The sequence below is a fragment of the Rhizobium sp. NLR22b genome (assembly GCF_019685295.1).
GTDB lineage: Bacteria > Pseudomonadota > Alphaproteobacteria > Rhizobiales > Rhizobiaceae > Rhizobium.
Genome location: NZ_JABDWM010000008.1, coordinates 45,400 through 61,436 on the forward strand (window position 1 = coordinate 45,400; position 16,037 = coordinate 61,436).

A 16,037-nucleotide genomic window follows, 5' to 3' on the forward strand; every position below is an offset into this window, starting at 1 on the left:
TAAGGCGAGGGGCGGCAGACGGGTACCGGCGCGAGCCTTCTGCTGCCGTGCCTCGTCGGGTCGTTGCGGCGCCGGCATGTCATAGCCGGTCGCTACAAACGAAAGCCGCTCGACGACTTCAAGCCTGCGAGGTCCAGCGGACCTTGACGGCAGCAGGACAGAAGGCGTCAAAGTGTCGGCAGAATCGAGGGACCCGACGCATTATGATCGACAAAATCTCACAACTGCTCGAAGTTGACCAAAGCAAGGAACTTTCCTCACTTGAGCCGCTCTCAAACGAGAAGCTGTCGGGCATCGTCGCTCGCTATCCCGCCATTTCTCAGCAATATCTAGAGTTCATCCGCGTCATCGGCGTCGGCTCAACGACGAAAGGGTTCTACATCTACGAGCCCGAGCCCGCATCCTTCGTTGAACGACACCCCTCGTTTCAGCTTTATCAATCTTCCAGCTATAGCAAGGTTTATGGAGCGCGCCCAAAAGGCGATTCCATTCCCGCCGATGCGGTTTCAATTGCGGACTGTGGGGCTTCCTGGCGCTATTGCCTCTGGCCATCGAGCGGAGGCGGTGTCTTTTGTCTGGATATGGCCGGCCCCAGCTTCGAGCCGGAAGCCGATGACTTCTATTCTTTCGTGCTGACAAACGTGATTTTGGATAAGGCGCTACAATAACGTGGTCGGGAGGAAGGGCGGTCCATCGTCGGGCGGCTCGAGCATCATGCGACATCACTTCTGCCGAGTTTTGGCTCTCAACTTCTCCAGATCGGGCATCTCCGATCCAAGAGCCTTGCCGAGCGCTTCGACACCCTTATGAGGAAGCCTCAGGAGACCGTGGCAAATGCCGTCTTTCCATGAATCCCCTCGATCCCAGGCTTCCGCCCAAGCATCTGTCAGCTCGGAGTCATGGCGTGTCTCGACGAGGGCTTGGAAAAGCAGTGACGCTTGCGTGAGGTCTTTGTCGGCCTTTACGCGTCCCAGAGTGTCCGTGAACCTTCTGGACGACACGATGAGCTTATGGACTGCATATCGCTCGGGCGCGGGAACGAGGACGTTCACGCCCTCGCGGAAGAGGAGAACCGTGCGGACGGGCTCGTAGATCAGGTAGTCCAGGAAGCGCAGGTTTTCCGCCGACGCACCGCCGAGGGCAGGCATGGGGGAGGGTTTGCCGGTATAGTCATCCGATCCGCGGTTTCCCGTCAGGAATTCCACCCGATAGCCCTTGGCGTTCTGAAAGGCGACGACCCTAGCCTTGTCTGCCTCATGGGGAACTGCCCTGAATTCGGGATCGACCGACTGGAGGACCTCAAGAACCGGAGGCAGGCTGTCCTGGACACCCGCAGAAATAGCAAAGTCCTGCGCGAAGTCCGCGTCGCCGGTCTGCATGGCGGATGAGGGCAGGCGAACGCCGAGCATGCCTGCATAGGTGCTGAATGCCACCGACCCGATCAGGACTGCACGCAGACGGAACAAGCCCGCATCCGCGAGGGCTTTGGTGATGTCGCCCGCAAAATTATCGGGACCCGGAAGGCCGGCACGACGGAGCGTGCTGACCATCCGCCGTCGCTCCCGGACGTTATCCTTGATCTCCTTGTGGGCCATCACCCGCGCCGTGATCGCGTCATCGCTCTGCGGACCGACATAGCTTCGCTTGTCCTTGCCTTCGGGAGTCGGGAGATCGAAATACCAGTAGTCGCGCCCTTTCACGGTGACGGTCACAAACCAACCTTCCAATGGAAAGTCCGACAGAAACTGCCCGTCCAACGTCCGCTGCGCCAGTTCCGCGAACATTGTCCTATAGCTGATGTCGATCTCTTTCATCATTGGCGGCTCGTCCTTTTCGAGTGCAGCGACCATCCACACGGGTCAAAGCGGCGTTCCCCGCTTAAGTGCAGTCCTCGCTCGCTCACATGCGCGTTATAAGTATCTGCCAAAGCCTTATAACTCCTTTTGGCCATGATCTCCAGTTATAAGTTTCTGCCAAGACCTTATAACTAACTGGTTTCCCGACATGCGTCGGCAAGTCGAGTATGGATCCCGGGGTCAAGCCCTGGGATGACGGAGAGTGGGGTGGGCGTTCTCGCCAAACGCGCCGTCGGCGCAGCGGATAGGCATCGGGTAGCGTGAATGACGAAGTCTGGCAGCGAGATCAGAGAGTGTGATTGCATCGGGTTTGCCGAACCTCACCCTGTTACCGCAGGGCACCTCACACTCTCCGTCGTCCTTCGGGCTTGACCCGAGGACCCAGGCGAGCCACCAACGGCAGCTGCTATCTTCCAAGAGCCGTCAACCCGTCTTCATTTGCTCGGGAAGCTGTCCGTAAGCCGTCAGGATCGCCCTGACCAGCCCGGGGAAGCGCTCGTCGAGCTCGGCGCAGCGGGTCTGGTTGCGCATCTCCACCCCCTGGCGTTCGCTGCGGATCAGGCCGGATTCGCGCAGCACCTTGAAATGGTTCGACAGCGACGATTTTGGAATGATGCGGTCGCCGAGATCCGCAAGCGCCGAACAGGTGCCGCCGCAGGCGGTGCCTGCGAGCTTGGCGAAGATCGCCACGCGCTCCGGATCCGACAGCGCATAGAGGATCGCATCGGGCTTGATATCCTCGAGAGCTGGGTGAAAGAGCGGTCGCATGAATTTTATATAGTGCCCCTTGAAACCGAGATCAACAGTTCCGAATTTCTGAACTACGGAACAAGGCCGTCAATTCCGGCGGCCTTCCGGATCAGAAGGAACGAGAGATGGCTAAGCTCACAGGGAAGGTCGCAGTGGTCACGGGAGCCTCCAAGGGCATCGGCGCCGCGATTGCCAAGGCGATGGCGGCCGAAGGTGCACAAGTGGTGGTGAATTACGCCTCGAGCAAGGCCGGAGCCGACGCCGTGGTCGAGGCGATCGACGCGGCCGGCGGCAAGGCCATCGCGGTGCAGGGCGACGTTTCCAAGGCCGAACAGGCGCAGGGCGTGGTCGATGCCGCAGTCAAGGAATTCGGCAAGCTCGACGTGCTGGTCAACAATTCCGGCGTCTATGAATTCGCCCCGATCGGCGAGGTGACCGAGGAACACTACCGCCGCATGTTCGACGTCAATGTTCTCGGCGTTCTCCTGACCACCCAGGCGGCGGCCAGGCATCTCGGCGAGGGCGGCAGCGTCATCAACATCTCCTCGGTGGTCACCAGCCTGGGTCTCCCGAACTCGGCCGTCTACACCGGCACCAAGGGCGCCGTCGAGGGCATCAACAGCGTGCTCGCCAAGGAGCTCGCCCCGCGCAAGATCCGCGTCAACGCCATTCTGCCCGGCATGGTCGAGACCGAGGGAACGCACACGGCTGGCGTCATCGGCTCTGAGCTCGAACAGACCATCGCCGCCCAGACGCCGCTCGGCCGCATCGGCCAGCCGGACGACATCGCCGACATCGCCGTCTTCCTCGCCTCCGACGACGCCCGCTGGCTGACCGGCGAACGGCTGTTCGCGAGCGGCGGTTTCCGCTGAGATGGGAGAAAAAAGCGCGCGCTTCTTGAGCGCGCGCATACGCGGATACCGGTCCACCCGCCCTCCGTCGTCCTCGGGCTTGACCCGAGGACCCACGCCGGCATCATCGGCCTTGGCCATGGATTCCAGGCTCAAGGCCTGGAATGACGAGGCCGGAGGTCCCCTAGGCCTCATCCGCGATCCATGCGAGCGAAGCTCCATGTGGGTCGGTCCAGGCGACAGGAGTGCGGTTCACAGACAGGAGGAAGCGCCCGGGTGGCCAGCTTGTTCCTGCGCGCGTGGCGATGAACGGGAATGCGCGGGGGAACTCGTTCGATACCCAATACGGAGCGAGCCGCATCGCCTGTTGGGCGAAAGCCTCCCTATCTGCGGGGTCGGAGATATAGTCGAGCACCGCCGTGTGAAAGACGACAAGGGTGGCGTCCTTTGGGGCTTCGCTGCAGAGCCGGGCGAATTCGCTCCCGCGCAAGTCGCCCTTCACGATCCGTGGCTTGACCGTAGCGGCGATCTTGACGGCCGCCTGCAGGTTGGCAAGCCGTTCCGTCTGCTCCGGCCAGACCAGTGTCTCAAGCCATGCGACTTGCGCAGCATCCGAAGCATCGATTGGGCTGAGGTCCAGCCCCGCTCGCCAGACGACGTGTGGCGCGGCCGTCGGCAACGGGGTCGTCTCGCTGACGGAGCAACGCAAGACAGGCGGCTCGGAGGCCATCGAGGGTGGGCGGATCGCCTTGCGGCCGTAGTCGTAGCCATAGAGGTCGGGCATGAGGCAGAGCCCGGCGGAGGTTCCGACCTCGAGGAGCGCCAGCGGCTGCGGCAATCGCGCCAGGACGGGGAGCAGCGAGGCGCACCTTCCTGGTTCGTTGGTTTGTGTCGACCGCTCGAGCATCAGCGAACGGACTGCATCGGGGTGGGCCAGGAGCACCTGACGAAACTCGGTCCAGCCCTTCGGCGTGCCGAACAGGTGACGCACCGCCGCAAGCAGAAGGTTCGGTTGCCTTTTGGTGTCCGGGAGGGTCGATAGGAAGCCGAGTGTCTCCCGGTCTCCAGCAACCGCACGAGCCAACGCCTCGTAGAGCGGCGAACGGCCGTGGGCTTCCGTATCGGCGAAGTGAACATACCGGGCTGAGATCTCAGCCAGGCCCTCCTCATCCATGTCCGATGATCCCTCGACTACGACTTCTGGTCACAGTACACGATCTTCGGGTGTGATGGCAGTCAAACACGCGATACCTCGGAACACCGTCCGACGGAGGACCGGTGTGATTCCAGGGGCTTCCGCTATGTCATGTTTTCTTGAGAAGTGCTAATAAGCTTCCGCTGGACTGCCCGGCGTGACGGCGATACGCGCGACCTGTTTGGCCGTGGTAATGTCCATTCTTGATCAAGGGAGGATGGCGCCATGGAAACCGCAGAACTGCGATACAATTGGGCCGATCCCGACGTCTACGAGTCATTCATAGGGCGCTGGAGCGAACATCTGGCGAGCCCATTTCTCACCCGTGCCAATGTTGCTCCGGGCAGTCGCGTGCTCGATGTGGCATGTGGGACGGGTGTGTTGTCGAAAGCCCTGGCCGAGGCGGGAGCGCATGTGATCGGTGTTGACGCATCGGAGGGATACCTGGAAGGAGCCCGCCGTCGACGATCTCACCCCAATATCGCATATGAACACGGCGATGTCCGGCAACTGCGGTTCGACGCCAACTCTTTCGATGCGGCAGTTTCCACCCTGGCCCTGGACGTCATCCCGGAAATTGAACAGGTCGTTGCCGAGATGAAGCGCGTGACCCGTCCAGGCGGCGTGGTCGCGTCCGCCGTTACTCAGTTCTTTGGTGGCATGCCCGCATTTGACCTCGTCATTAACACCGGCGCCGTGCTTGAGGCCGACTTTGCAACGCTGAGATCCATGCGGGCGGGACGTCAGCTCTTCTGGCCTGATGGTCAGGCGACGCTGTGGCGGAAGATCGGCCTCGTTGACGTGACCGAGATTCCCATTGTCGTGGATTGCGAGTATGCGTCCTTCGCGGATTATTGGGCTACGTTCACCGACGGCCCAGGCAGCACCACAAGCACATTGACGGCACTTTCTGACGACGCCCGCGGTTCGATCGAACAGCATGTTCGTGCTGGGTATCTGGTTGGCTTGCCCGATGGACCCCGGTCATTTCCTATGATGTTCCGTATGGTGCGTGGCTTGGTCCCAGCGTAACACTGGAGAGCATCAGCTATCGTTCCTCGGCAGCCAAAAGCCGCCAGGCCGCTAACGGCTCCAAATCGGTCATTCCTTCTCGGCCGCAGCCGAGCCTGCTGCTGGAACATGTGAGATATCGGGCTTCACTTTGCATGATTTACAGCAAGATTGCGGTCTCGGCCGGTTCCAACAATCGGGCATCGACCTCTGCGGGTCGAGCCTCAAGGGGCCATATAGCCTAGCGTTTCAGATCGTAGGCTTGATGGGAGGCGCGAAGCTCGGTCAAGGTCTTGCCGACGCATGTGCCTCCACCTTCACTGCCGGTTGCCTTGGCCTTGCCGTCGAGGGTGATCGTGCCGGCGATCCGTTCGGATGCCCGATAGGTTGCGATGCCATCCTGTGAAATGCGCGACAGGTAGAAAGTGTGGTAGGTTTCGTTGGACTTGCACTGGATGACCAAGGGAAATTGCTCAAACGGATCGTCCTGCGCCTGAACGATCGCGAGTGGAAAGGTCGCCAGCGACAGCAGGACCGCAATGCATGTTGTGACCGCTGCATTCGATCTCCGGCAGAATAGGCATCTCATTGTTCAATCCCCCTTTGCACGATCGATTTCAATCCATGACCGCTGAGCGCACCGTATGAAACTTGATTCAGCGGTGCGCTTTGGCTTCTTTGCTGTGGCCAGGACGTTATCCCGGAATCGTCCACGCTTCCGGGCGTCATGCATCAGATGGTCAGCGCGATGAGCGCGTCGCGGTCCAGAAGGCGAACGACGCGCTGCAGCTTGCCTTTCAGGCAAAGGACGCCTTTTTCGCGGAGTTTCGTGAAGCAGCGGGCAACGGTTTCGACGGTCAGACCGAGATAGTCAGCCACATCGCTGCGCGACATCATCATGTCGAATTCCAGATCCTTCGGATGACGGTCGGCCATTTCGCAAACGAAGGCCGCGACCCGCTTCAGCGCGCTTTGCTCGGTGATGACGAGCTGCTTGTGCTGCGCCTTTGCCAGGTTCGTCAGCGCGATGTGAAGAAGGTCGACAGGAACGACTGCGTTCTGGTTGGTCCGAAAGGGCTTGATGGAGGCCTCGCAGACGGCTTCCGCAAAGTCGGTTCGAACATTCCCGGTTTCAAGGCCGAACCATTCGCCCTCGCCGCAGAATGTTAGGATATATCGCTGTCCGCTGGCCATCAGGCGATAAATCCGCACCGCACCGGTTTCGACCTGATAGATCGCAAGTGCATGTTCGCCTTCGCTGTAGATTGTCTCGTTGGCCTTGAGCTTGATCGACTGATCTCTGGTTGTTCCGACAGCTGTTCCATGTCGGCGGCCCGGAATTGCAGTTTGCCTTATGGTCGCGTGGTGTTGAAGCATATGCGTCGCCCCCCAATCCGCTTGGCAACATAACCAATCGCCGTCTGCTCTGATATTCGAGAAACCCCTTAAGTATCGCTACGGAAGCCCGATCACCGGCAGCTCTTTGGCGCGGTCCCGGGCCTATCGGGCAGGCGTCCAAGCACCGTGGTCGGGCAGGGCCCTGGCGGTTTCGACAGGCTGCGCTGCCGTATCGAGGGTGATGGCCATCCGCATGAGTTCCGCCAGATTGCGGGCGCCCATTTTCGCCATCACATTGGCGCGGTGGACTTCGACCGTGCGTGCGCTGATACCAAGCTGATAGGCGATCATCTTGTTCTGCAAGCCATCAAGAACGCCGGCCAGAACCTGGTGTTCGCGCTCCGTGAGCTGGCGAAGCCGTGCTGCAACGCTCTCAGAATCAGCGACGGCCCCGCCGGGGCGCTTCTGTCCCACCGCCGCGTTGATCGCGGCTATCAGCGCCTCTTCTCTGACGGGCTTTTCAAGGAAATCCGACGCGCCGGCCTTCATTGCCCGGACGGCGGCGGCGATATCGCCCTGACCGGTAATGACAATGACCGGAACGTTCAGTCTCAAACGGCGCAGGCGCTGGAGCAGCTCGATGCCATCAATTTCGGGCATGCGCAGGTCCGTCACGAGGCAGCTTCGTCCCGAAAGCGGCAACAGTTCCAGAAAGGCTTTGGCAGAGCTATGGGTCCGAACCGCGAAACCTGCCGACACCAACAGAAACGTCAAAGATCGCCTGAGCGACTCCTCATCATCGACGAGATGGATCGTAAGGTCGTTTGCCATTGGTTGTTGTCTCCACCAGCGGAAGGGAAAACGAAAGGATAGAACCGCCATCCATTCGATTGCGCGCGCTTATGCGGCCCCCATGCGCCTCGATGATGCGCTTGGACAGCGCCAAGCCCATGCCGAGGCCGCGCGGTTTGCTGGTCACGAAGGGACGAAACAGCGCCTCTTCGATGTCGACCGCAATTCCGCAGCCATTGTCGGACACGTCGACAATGAGACGGGATAAATCGTCGGTTCTGGTTCGGATGGTGATATGCGGCTGCGCAATACCGTCGGTAGCCTCCACGGCGTTGCGAACAAGGTTCGTCAGCACCTGCACGATCTGGACCCGGTCGGCAAGCACGACGTCCCGTTCCGCTACGAGCTGAAAATCGGCGCGAAGGCCGTTTCGCTGGGATCCGGCAAGCGCGAAAGCCGTCGCCTCATGGATGAGCGCGTGCATCGCTTCAATCTTTCTCTCGTCGGCGCCGCGCTTGGCGAATTCCCTGATGTTCTGCACGATCTTTCCCGCCCACAGGGCGTGCTGCGTAATCTCGGACAAGGCTTCACGGAGTTCTTCGCCGTGGCCATGACGATCCTTCGTCACAAGCCGCGCGCAACCTTGCGCGTATGCGGCGATCGACGTCAGCGGCTGGGCAAGTTCGTGGGCCAGCGTCGATGTCATTTCCCCGAGCCCAACTATTCGGGCGATACGGGCAAGCTCACGCTGAAGCTCCTGAACACGCTGCAAAGTCTCGCGCTCGGTGCGGAAGTCCTCGAAGATCACCGAGGAGAAGTGTCCTTTGCCGTCTTGCTGTCTGATGATCGTCATGGCGGTCGGAAATTGGACGCCGCTCCTGGTCATCGCCACACCGGCCCGCACCACTCCCCTGTCCGCCCAGCGTCCCTTCAACGGAACATCCGGCGTCGGATACCAGACAAGGTCGATCCTCTGACCAAGCAATTCGTCTTCCTCATAACCGAACAACGCCACAGCGGCCCCGTTGCAGGCCGAAATTCGGTGGCAGTCGGTGATGAAGAACACCGCGTCCGGCAGGTGTTGATAGAATTGCCGGATCCAGTCTATCGACGGCTCGCCATCTTCCGCACGCAAAGCGCCTGGCCGGTCGCGCCCTGTTATCCCGCCCGTGAACGAGGTTCGTCCGGCGACGTCCGGGTCAATGCGATCGCATTCGTCAACATGCGGCGCCTCCATCTTGATGGACACGATGGTTTCCTCCGCCCTTTGAGCCGGTCAGCCCCTTGACGGGCTCTTTGCCCCTCACAAGGACTTGAGATTACCACCTTTGGGAAAGGGGTCGGTGTAGTATCGCGTAGCCTCTATGGGTATCTCCGTGCCAGTGACAGACCGAAAAGCCTGACCTGCCTTAAGTTTTTGGTTCGGCTCCCTCCATTGATCCGGCTCAATGCCGCGAGCTCACTCTTCCGCTACTCTGGCAGGCAATGGGCACACGGCCACTTGAGGAGCAGGAAGATGAAGAAGATTGCCCTGGCTATCGCCATTGCGACCGCGGCGTTGGTTGCGGCGCCTGTCGACGCCCAGCAGACCCGCAAGGAATACCGGCGCATGAACTGGGCCGAAAGCCTGCCGGGGCACATCAAAACCTATCACAACAAGCGGTTTTCAATCGTCAGCTTTCGAACTGCGGTTGAAGTTGGCTCCATGCCTTCGCCTGGTAGCGAAGAACATGTGAAGGAAATCCGGGCGGCTATCCGTTCCAACACGTGGCTCGTCCAGCAACTGAAGGCCAAGAAGCTGACGCCCAACCAAATAGAATGGGTGACGCGCGCCCGCAACGGCAACCTGACCTTCTATATTGAATGAGTGTTGCTGGAGCCCAGGACCTCATCTTCTAACGGAAGGGCGGAACAATGATGTCGTTGCGCCGCCGCCCACCAAGCGCCGGCTGGGGAACCAATGCCGGGCGAGCGACCGGCCTGCCTAAGAACAGCCCCGTATCCAGTCGACGCTCGTGCACGATCGGGGAGGGTTCGGTGAAGTGGCGGTTGGTCGTCGAAGCTCCATTCGAAGAGGATATCGAACTCGCCGTCATCGACGGCGATGGTATCCACGCGCTGGTTTTTCCCTGCCAGCGCCTGGCAAGGGGATGGGCCAATGCCCTGACAGGCGAGATGCTGGACGTTCATCCCACCCATTGGCGCGCATGGCAGATACGGCAAGACGATAGGTCGGATCTTCACTGAGCGACGGCATTTCAACGTGCTGGGCGGCACCGGAGTCAAATGCTGCACCGCACCTTGTCTGCAATCAATGACATGAGTGGACCGGCCAAAATAATCTGACGCTGTTCAAAGAGCCGGCGATGGCTGGAAGGAGGACCACATGCGTGGTTTCGGTGTTCATTCTGAGGTCGGAAAGCTGAGAACCGTCATGGTCTGCCGACCATCCTTGGCTCATCAGCGCCTGACGCCTGCAAACTGCCATGATCTTCTTTTTGACGATGTTATCTGGGTCCATGAGGCGCAGAAGGACCACTATGACTTCGTCCTGAAGATGCAGGAAAGGGGAGTCGAGGTTCTCGAGCTCCACGATCTGCTCGGTCAGACGCTCTCAAACAAGCAGGCGCGCGATTTCATCCTCGACCGGCGCATAACCCCGAACGTGCTTGGCTCGCAGGTTGCCGAGGCGATGCGGCCATGGCTCGACGAAATGCCGTCCACACAGCTTGCCGCATTCATGATCGGCGGCATCGCAATTGCCGACCTGCCCGATGTCAAAGCCAAGGCATTGATGCTCAGCGCCTTGCCGGAAAGCGATTTCGTCATCCCACCGATCCCCAACACGCTGTTTCAACGCGACCCTTCGTGCTGGATTTATAACGGCGTGACCTGCAATCCGATGTTCTGGCCGGCGAGACGCGCCGAGACATTGGTCCAGCGTGCCATCTACAAGTTTCATCCGATCTTCCAGGGCGGCGATTTCCAGATCTGGTGGGGTGATGCCGACCATCAATTCGCCAACGCCTCGATGGAAGGCGGCGACGTCATGCCGATCGGCAACGGCACGGTGCTGATCGGCATGGGCGAGCGCACCACCTATCAGGCCGTCGGCCAGGTGGCTCAGGCCCTTTTCAGAAGCAAGGCGGCGAACCGGGTGATCGGCTGCCTGATGCCAAAGAGCCGCGCGGCCATGCATCTCGATACTGTTTTCAGCTTCTGCGACCGTGACGTCGTCACGCTGTTTGCCGAGGTGGTCGACCAGATCCGCTGCTACAGCATGCATCCCAAGGACGACGACGGCACATTCGAGATCCATCCCGAAAGCAAGCCGATGCTCGATGTCGTCGCCGAAGCGCTCGATCTGCCGAAGCTGCGAACCGTCGAGACCGGCGGCAATTCCTATCAGGCCGAACGCGAACAATGGGACGACGGCAACAATGTCGTTGCACTCGAACCCGGTGTCGTCGTCGCCTACGACCGCAACACCTACACGAATACGCTGCTGCGCAAGGCAGGCATCGAGGTCATCACCATTCGCGGCTCCGAACTCGGACGTGGGCGTGGTGGCGGGCACTGCATGACATGCCCAATCTGGCGCGACCCCGCTTACTGACCTTTCCATCCACGAACCAGACGACGGAGCAAGACCATGAGTTTCAATCTGCGCAATCGATCGCTTCTGACCGTGCAGGACTATACGCCGCGGGAATTCCGCTATCTCCTCGATCTCGCCCGCGACCTGAAGCGGGCCAAATATGCCCGCACCGAGCAGGAGCATCTGAAGGGCAAGGAAATCTGCCTGATCTTCGAGAAAACCTCGACGAGAACGCGATGCGCCTTCGAAGTGGCCTGCTCGGACCAGGGCGCCAACGTGACCTATCTCGATCCATCCGGCTCACAGATCGGCCACAAGGAATCCTTCAAGGACACGGCGCGGGTGCTGGGGCGCATGTATGATGCGATCGAATATCGCGGCTCGGCGCAGAAAGGCGTAGAGACGCTGGCAAAATACGCCGGGGTGCCTGTCTACAACGGCCTGACCGACGAATATCATCCGACGCAGATGATCGCCGACGTCATGACCATGCGCGAACACAGTGACAAGCCGATCGCTGAGATCAAATATGCCTATGTCGGCGACACCCGCTCGAATATGGGGCATTCCCTGCTGATCGTCGGTTGCCTGCTCGGCATGGATGTGCGCATCTGCGGCCCGCGGTCGCTGTGGCCTTCAGAAGAATATATGAAGATCGCCAGGGATTTGCAGCAGGCCTCGGGCGCGCGGCTGCTGGTCACCGAAGATCCCAACGAGGCCGTCAAGGGCGTCGATTTCATCCACACCGACGTCTGGGTTTCGATGGGCGAGCCGAAAGACGTCTGGCGCGAACGCATCAAGCTGCTCACGCCCTACCAGGTCAACCAGGACTTGATGAAGGCGACAGGCAATCCGCAGACCAAATTCATGCATTGCCTGCCGGCGTTCCACGACACCGAAACCACACTCGGCAAGCAGATCGCCGAAGATTACGGCATGGACAACGGCCTCGAAGTCACCAACGACGTGTTCGAGTCCGAGGCCAATGTCGCCTTCGAGCAGGCGGAGAACCGTCTGCATACGATCAAGGCACTGCTTGTCGCCACGTTGGGAGATTAGCATGCGTGTGGTCATTGCGCTTGGCGGCAATGCGCTTCTCCGGCGCGGGGAAGCGATGACCGCCGATACCCAGAGGCGAAATGCGCGCACCGCCGCTGAGGCGATCGCGCCACTGGCGGCCGAACATGAGATCGTCGTCACCCACGGCAACGGTCCGCAGGTCGGGCTGCTCGCGCTCCAGGGAGCGGCCTACAAACCAGAAGAGGCCTATCCGCTCGATGTTCTCGGCGCCGAGACCGAAGGCATGATCGGCTATATGCTGGAACAGGAACTCGGCAACCTCCTGCCGTTCGAGCAGCCCTTAGCGACACTTCTCACCATGGTGGAAGTCGACGCCGAAGATCCCGGTTTCCAGAACCCCACCAAGTTCGTCGGGCCGGTCTACGACAAGGGCGAGGCGGATCGGATTCGTGGGGAAAAAGGCTGGATCTTCAAGCAGGACGGCGAAAAATGGCGACGCGTTGTCGCCTCGCCGGCGCCGAAGCGCATCTTCGAGATCCGGCCCGTCCGCTGGCTTCTGGAGCAGCGCACCATCGTCATCTGCGCTGGCGGCGGCGGTATTCCAACGATGTACGAGAAGGGCGCCGATCGGAAGCTGATCGGCATCGAAGCCGTGATCGACAAGGATCTGTGCTCGGAACTGCTGGCGCGCGAACTTGATGCCGATCTCTTGATCATGGCAACGGATGCCGAGGCTGTCTGTGTCGATTGGGGCAAGCCGTCCCAAAAGGCGATCCATTGCGCTCGTCCCGGCGATCTCGACCAGTTCTCCTTCCCGGCCGGCTCGATGGGACCGAAGGTCGATGCTGCCTGCCATTTTGCACGGGCAAACGGCAAGACGGCCGCAATTGGCACCCTTGCCGATATTGCCGGGATGGTTCGCGGCGACCGTGGGACGATCATCAACGAGCGTTTTGACACCTTGAGCTGGCACGCCTGACGGCGTGGTCCGTCAGGCAAACTTGTCCTGAGACGGGAGCGGTTGCGTTACGGCGCTCGCGGCCGTCTCCTTGTCCGTCGCGCCAGCCGCATTGCGTCTTTGCCAGACATAGACCGGGATGCCGAGCATCAGCAGCACGAGGCCGTAGAGCACCGGTTCGGCGCCGGAGCCGTAAAGGGTGAAGATCGCAAAGACGAACGCGATAAGCTCGATCGCGCTGACCCGCGGCATCCGCCCATCAGACACGCCCGCAATGAGGCTTCTGGCAAGCGCGCAGAAAGCATAGGGAACGACGGCGGCCATGGTGCTGAGCCCGACCATCAGCCGATAGACGGCGGCAAAGCCTTCGGAGCCGAGCGCCTGGACGAGCACGAGGAGCGTTGCGAACAAGGCCGAGATGGTCATGCCCCATGCCGGCACGCCCCGCGGGGAAAGCCGGGCAAAAAGCGGCGGAAATAGCCCGTCGCGGGCGGCAGCCATCGGAACCTGCCCCATCAGCAAGGTCCAGCCGTTGAGCGCGCCAATGGAGGACACGAGGACTGCAAGCGAGATCGCCAACTCGCCGGGGCGTCCCCACATGATCCCTGCCGCCTGGGAAAATGGCGCAACCGACTTAACGAGCTGTTCACGCGGCACGAGGCCCATCACCACGATCGTGCCGAACACATAAAGGGCAGCGGCGATGGAGATACCGAGCACGGTCGATCGTGGGATTGTCCGCTCCGCATTCTCCACGTCGCCGGCCGGAACCGTAGCCGATTCCAGCCCCAGATAGGCAAACATGGTGAGAGGCGCCAGTGTCGCAAAGGACTGCAGCAGCGGCTGACCGCTTGGATTGAATTCGGCGAAATGCGACGGATCGATGTAGAGAAGGCCGATAATGGCAACGGCGCCGAAAGGCAGCAACTTGGCGTAGGTCGTCACCTGCGCGAAGACACCCGCCGCGTGAACACCGCGAAGATTGACGAGCACGACCGCCCAGATCACGCCGAGCGTCAGCACGGTCGCGGCGAAGCGATTGGCGAGGGCAGGGAAGAGATCGACCATCACGCCGGCAAAGGCAATCGCGATGACGGGCAGCGATGTCCATATTGATATCCAGTAGCCCCAGGCGATCAGAAAGCCGGCGAAATCGCCATAGGCGAGCCTGGTATAGGCATAGGGGCCGCCGACAGCGGGCACGAGGCTCGCCAGGCGCGCGAAGGTCAGACCCAGGCAAATCGCGCCGGCGCCCATGACGATCCAGACGACAATCGCAAGGTTGCCATAGGGCGCGACCGCGGCCGGTGAAAGATAAAAGCCCGATCCCACCATATTGCCGACCACGATGGCGGTGCAGGCAGCAAGTCCGAGGCTCTTGCCATTTGGCGACGTCGTCATGAGCTTCCCCCGAGAGACGGCTGCCCGGAGCCAATGTCTCTGCGGACCGCCATCAAACCGCAATTGTCGTTGCAAAAACCGGCTGCCGCAATCCGGATCAATGCGTAGTCCGCCGGGCTGGCCTAGACTACCTTCGTCATCGGGATAAAGCTGCTAAAGCATGTCGCATGACGGGCCGAAGCGGAGGCGGGGTCGACGATGCTGAGCGAGCAGGGGTTTCTCCGGATATCGATCGCGGCGACCGTCGTGGTGGCAACGCTCGGGGTCGTCTTCGGCATTCTTTCCGGCTCTTTCTCGATCGCCTTCGACGGCGTCTATTCGCTGGCCGATGCGGCGATGACCGGACTTGCGCTCTGGGTTTCGAGCCTGATCCTGAAATCGACGCAGAGCGACGCTCGGTCCGGCAGAATCCGGAACCGCTTCACCATGGGTTTCTGGCATCTCGAGCCCATCGTGCTGATGCTCAACGGCTGCCTGTTGATGACAGTTGGCATCTATGCGCTGATCAGCGCGATCATCAGCATCTTGAACGGCGGTCACGAACTGCGCTTCGGCATGGCGATCGCCTATTCTGCGGCGACCCTGCTTGTTTGCGCCGCCATGGCCTTTCTCGGCGTCAGGCTGAACGCCCGCATCAAATCCGATTTCATCTCGCTGGACATCAAGGCCTGGATCATGTCGGGCGGCATTGCGCTTGCCCTGCTCATTGCATTCCTGATCGGCATGGCCGTGCAGGCGACGCCGGCTGCCTGGCTTGCCAGCTATATGGACCCGGCGGTTCTGGCGCTGGTCTGCCTCATCATGGTCCCGCTTCCGATCGGCACCGTTTGGAGGGCGTTCACCGAGATCCTGCTGATCGCCCCTGTCGACCTCCAGGAGCATGTCGATCGTGTCGCCTCGGAAACGGTTCGCCGGCTCGGCTTCCTCTCGCACCGAGCCTATGTTGCCCGGGTCGGCCGCGCGATGCAGATCGAACTCTATTTCATCGTCCCTGAAGGGCTTCCGGCAAAGACCGTGGAGGAATGGGACGCGCTCCGCGATGAGATCGGGAACGCGATCGGCGACGAAAGCGCCAATCGCTGGCTGACGATCGCCTTCACCGCCGATGCGGAGTGGGCCGAATAGCCTGATCAAAATCCAAGTTCCTCCGGCGGCATCGAAATGCTTCGCGTCACCTTGATTGCAATCAAGGACGCTGCACGACCCGTCATGTACGATCCTTCAACCTGAGATCCAGCGGTCTGCACGGCGGCCGTAGCCTTGACGT

At 60.8% G+C, this 16,037-nt stretch carries 17 protein-coding genes; 9 read left to right on the forward strand and 8 right to left on the reverse strand.

Going from position 1 to position 16,037, the window contains the following annotated elements; all coding sequences use genetic code 11:
* Positions 1-203 precede the first annotated feature (203 nt).
* Positions 204-668 (forward strand): hypothetical protein, encoded by a 465-nt coding sequence (locus HJC00_RS14620; protein ID WP_210628843.1) that lies wholly within the window; start codon positions 204-206, stop codon positions 666-668.
* A 54-nt stretch (positions 669-722) separates the two neighbouring features.
* On the opposite strand, the gene HJC00_RS14625 is transcribed toward HJC00_RS14620, so the two are convergent.
* Together HJC00_RS14625 and HJC00_RS14630 are read right to left on the reverse strand one after the other, a co-directional pair.
* Complete coding sequence (locus HJC00_RS14625) at positions 723-1,817, reverse strand: GSU2403 family nucleotidyltransferase fold protein (RefSeq protein ID WP_210628842.1); 1,095 nt, start codon at positions 1,815-1,817, stop codon at positions 723-725.
* 462 nt (positions 1,818-2,279) lie between these two features.
* Positions 2,280-2,624 (reverse strand): helix-turn-helix transcriptional regulator, encoded by a 345-nt coding sequence (locus HJC00_RS14630; protein WP_210628841.1) that lies wholly within the window; start codon positions 2,622-2,624, stop codon positions 2,280-2,282.
* A 107-nt stretch (positions 2,625-2,731) separates the two neighbouring features.
* Here HJC00_RS14630 and HJC00_RS14635 point away from each other — a divergent pair, with 107 nt between their 5' ends.
* On the forward strand, positions 2,732-3,478 hold the full coding sequence (locus HJC00_RS14635; protein ID WP_221124269.1) for a glucose 1-dehydrogenase: 747 nt from the start codon (positions 2,732-2,734) through the stop codon (positions 3,476-3,478).
* 163 nt (positions 3,479-3,641) lie between these two features.
* On the opposite strand, the gene HJC00_RS14640 is transcribed toward HJC00_RS14635, so the two are convergent.
* Positions 3,642-4,631 (reverse strand): DUF2332 domain-containing protein, encoded by a 990-nt coding sequence (locus tag HJC00_RS14640; protein ID WP_221124268.1) that lies wholly within the window; start codon positions 4,629-4,631, stop codon positions 3,642-3,644.
* 246 nt (positions 4,632-4,877) lie between these two features.
* On the opposite strand from HJC00_RS14640, the gene HJC00_RS14645 reads away from it, so the two are divergent.
* Positions 4,878-5,684: a class I SAM-dependent methyltransferase gene (locus HJC00_RS14645; RefSeq protein WP_221124267.1), complete on the forward strand. Its 807-nt coding sequence runs from the start codon at positions 4,878-4,880 to the stop codon at positions 5,682-5,684.
* Positions 5,685-5,904: 220 nt separating this feature from the next.
* Here HJC00_RS14645 and HJC00_RS14650 read toward each other — a convergent pair whose 3' ends face one another.
* The 4 genes from HJC00_RS14650 to HJC00_RS14665 form a co-directional block, all read right to left on the reverse strand.
* Entirely contained in the window at positions 5,905-6,252 is a 348-nt protein-coding gene (locus tag HJC00_RS14650; protein WP_210628837.1) for a hypothetical protein, read from the reverse strand.
* Between the two features lie 143 nt (positions 6,253-6,395).
* Positions 6,396-7,040, reverse strand: coding sequence for a helix-turn-helix domain-containing protein (locus HJC00_RS14655; RefSeq protein ID WP_221122578.1), 645 nt, complete (start codon positions 7,038-7,040; stop codon positions 6,396-6,398).
* A gap of 123 nt (positions 7,041-7,163) precedes the next feature.
* Entirely contained in the window at positions 7,164-7,832 is a 669-nt protein-coding gene (gene fixJ / locus HJC00_RS14660) for a response regulator FixJ (protein ID WP_221122579.1), read from the reverse strand.
* Positions 7,798-9,042: an ATP-binding protein gene (locus HJC00_RS14665; RefSeq protein WP_311044182.1), complete on the reverse strand. Its 1,245-nt coding sequence runs from the start codon at positions 9,040-9,042 to the stop codon at positions 7,798-7,800. Before HJC00_RS14665 ends, fixJ begins: the two co-directional genes overlap by 35 nt.
* Positions 9,043-9,309: 267 nt before the next feature.
* Here HJC00_RS14665 and HJC00_RS14670 point away from each other — a divergent pair, with 267 nt between their 5' ends.
* The 5 genes from HJC00_RS14670 to arcC all read left to right on the forward strand — a co-directional run bounded on the left by HJC00_RS14670 (position 9,310) and on the right by arcC (position 13,390).
* On the forward strand, positions 9,310-9,660 hold the full coding sequence (locus HJC00_RS14670) for a hypothetical protein (RefSeq protein WP_210628833.1): 351 nt from the start codon (positions 9,310-9,312) through the stop codon (positions 9,658-9,660).
* 170 nt (positions 9,661-9,830) lie between these two features.
* On the forward strand, positions 9,831-10,040 hold the full coding sequence (locus HJC00_RS14675) for a hypothetical protein (protein ID WP_210628832.1): 210 nt from the start codon (positions 9,831-9,833) through the stop codon (positions 10,038-10,040).
* A gap of 139 nt (positions 10,041-10,179) precedes the next feature.
* On the forward strand, positions 10,180-11,409 hold the full coding sequence (gene arcA / locus HJC00_RS14680) for an arginine deiminase (RefSeq protein ID WP_221164271.1): 1,230 nt from the start codon (positions 10,180-10,182) through the stop codon (positions 11,407-11,409).
* Positions 11,410-11,445: 36 nt separating this feature from the next.
* The gene (locus tag HJC00_RS14685; RefSeq protein WP_210628830.1) at positions 11,446-12,450 is read left to right on the forward strand and encodes an ornithine carbamoyltransferase; all 1,005 of its coding nucleotides are present in this window, start codon (positions 11,446-11,448) and stop codon (positions 12,448-12,450) included.
* 1 nt (position 12,451) lies between these two features.
* Entirely contained in the window at positions 12,452-13,390 is a 939-nt protein-coding gene (gene arcC / locus HJC00_RS14690) for a carbamate kinase (RefSeq protein ID WP_210628829.1), read from the forward strand.
* Positions 13,391-13,402: 12 nt separating this feature from the next.
* On the opposite strand, the gene HJC00_RS14695 is transcribed toward arcC, so the two are convergent.
* Positions 13,403-14,770 (reverse strand): amino acid permease, encoded by a 1,368-nt coding sequence (locus HJC00_RS14695; RefSeq protein ID WP_210628828.1) that lies wholly within the window; start codon positions 14,768-14,770, stop codon positions 13,403-13,405.
* A 198-nt stretch (positions 14,771-14,968) separates the two neighbouring features.
* On the opposite strand from HJC00_RS14695, the gene HJC00_RS14700 reads away from it, so the two are divergent.
* Complete coding sequence (locus HJC00_RS14700) at positions 14,969-15,895, forward strand: cation diffusion facilitator family transporter (protein WP_221122582.1); 927 nt, start codon at positions 14,969-14,971, stop codon at positions 15,893-15,895.
* The last annotated feature ends 142 nt before the right edge of the window (positions 15,896-16,037 follow it).

Bases quoted from the DNA above. Each gene is read 5' to 3' on its own strand.
- HJC00_RS14695 (WP_210628828.1), bottom strand. From the start codon at position 14,770: ATGACGACGTCGCCAAATGGCAAGAGCCTCGGACTTGCTGCCTGCACC.
- fixJ (WP_221122579.1), bottom strand. From the start codon at position 7,832: ATGGCAAACGACCTTACGATCCATCTCGTCGATGATGAGGAGTCGCTC.
- HJC00_RS14655 (WP_221122578.1), bottom strand. From the start codon at position 7,040: ATGCTTCAACACCACGCGACCATAAGGCAAACTGCAATTCCGGGCCGC.
- HJC00_RS14625 (WP_210628842.1), bottom strand. From the start codon at position 1,817: ATGATGAAAGAGATCGACATCAGCTATAGGACAATGTTCGCGGAACTG.
- HJC00_RS14645 (WP_221124267.1), top strand. From the start codon at position 4,878: ATGGAAACCGCAGAACTGCGATACAATTGGGCCGATCCCGACGTCTAC.
- HJC00_RS14640 (WP_221124268.1), bottom strand. From the start codon at position 4,631: ATGGATGAGGAGGGCCTGGCTGAGATCTCAGCCCGGTATGTTCACTTC.
- HJC00_RS14650 (WP_210628837.1), bottom strand. From the start codon at position 6,252: ATGAGATGCCTATTCTGCCGGAGATCGAATGCAGCGGTCACAACATGC.
- HJC00_RS14670 (WP_210628833.1), top strand. From the start codon at position 9,310: ATGAAGAAGATTGCCCTGGCTATCGCCATTGCGACCGCGGCGTTGGTT.
- HJC00_RS14635 (WP_221124269.1), top strand. From the start codon at position 2,732: ATGGCTAAGCTCACAGGGAAGGTCGCAGTGGTCACGGGAGCCTCCAAG.
- HJC00_RS14620 (WP_210628843.1), top strand. From the start codon at position 204: ATGATCGACAAAATCTCACAACTGCTCGAAGTTGACCAAAGCAAGGAA.
- arcA (WP_221164271.1), top strand. From the start codon at position 10,180: ATGCGTGGTTTCGGTGTTCATTCTGAGGTCGGAAAGCTGAGAACCGTC.
- HJC00_RS14700 (WP_221122582.1), top strand. From the start codon at position 14,969: ATGCTGAGCGAGCAGGGGTTTCTCCGGATATCGATCGCGGCGACCGTC.
- HJC00_RS14630 (WP_210628841.1), bottom strand. From the start codon at position 2,624: ATGCGACCGCTCTTTCACCCAGCTCTCGAGGATATCAAGCCCGATGCG.
- arcC (WP_210628829.1), top strand. From the start codon at position 12,452: ATGCGTGTGGTCATTGCGCTTGGCGGCAATGCGCTTCTCCGGCGCGGG.
- HJC00_RS14685 (WP_210628830.1), top strand. From the start codon at position 11,446: ATGAGTTTCAATCTGCGCAATCGATCGCTTCTGACCGTGCAGGACTAT.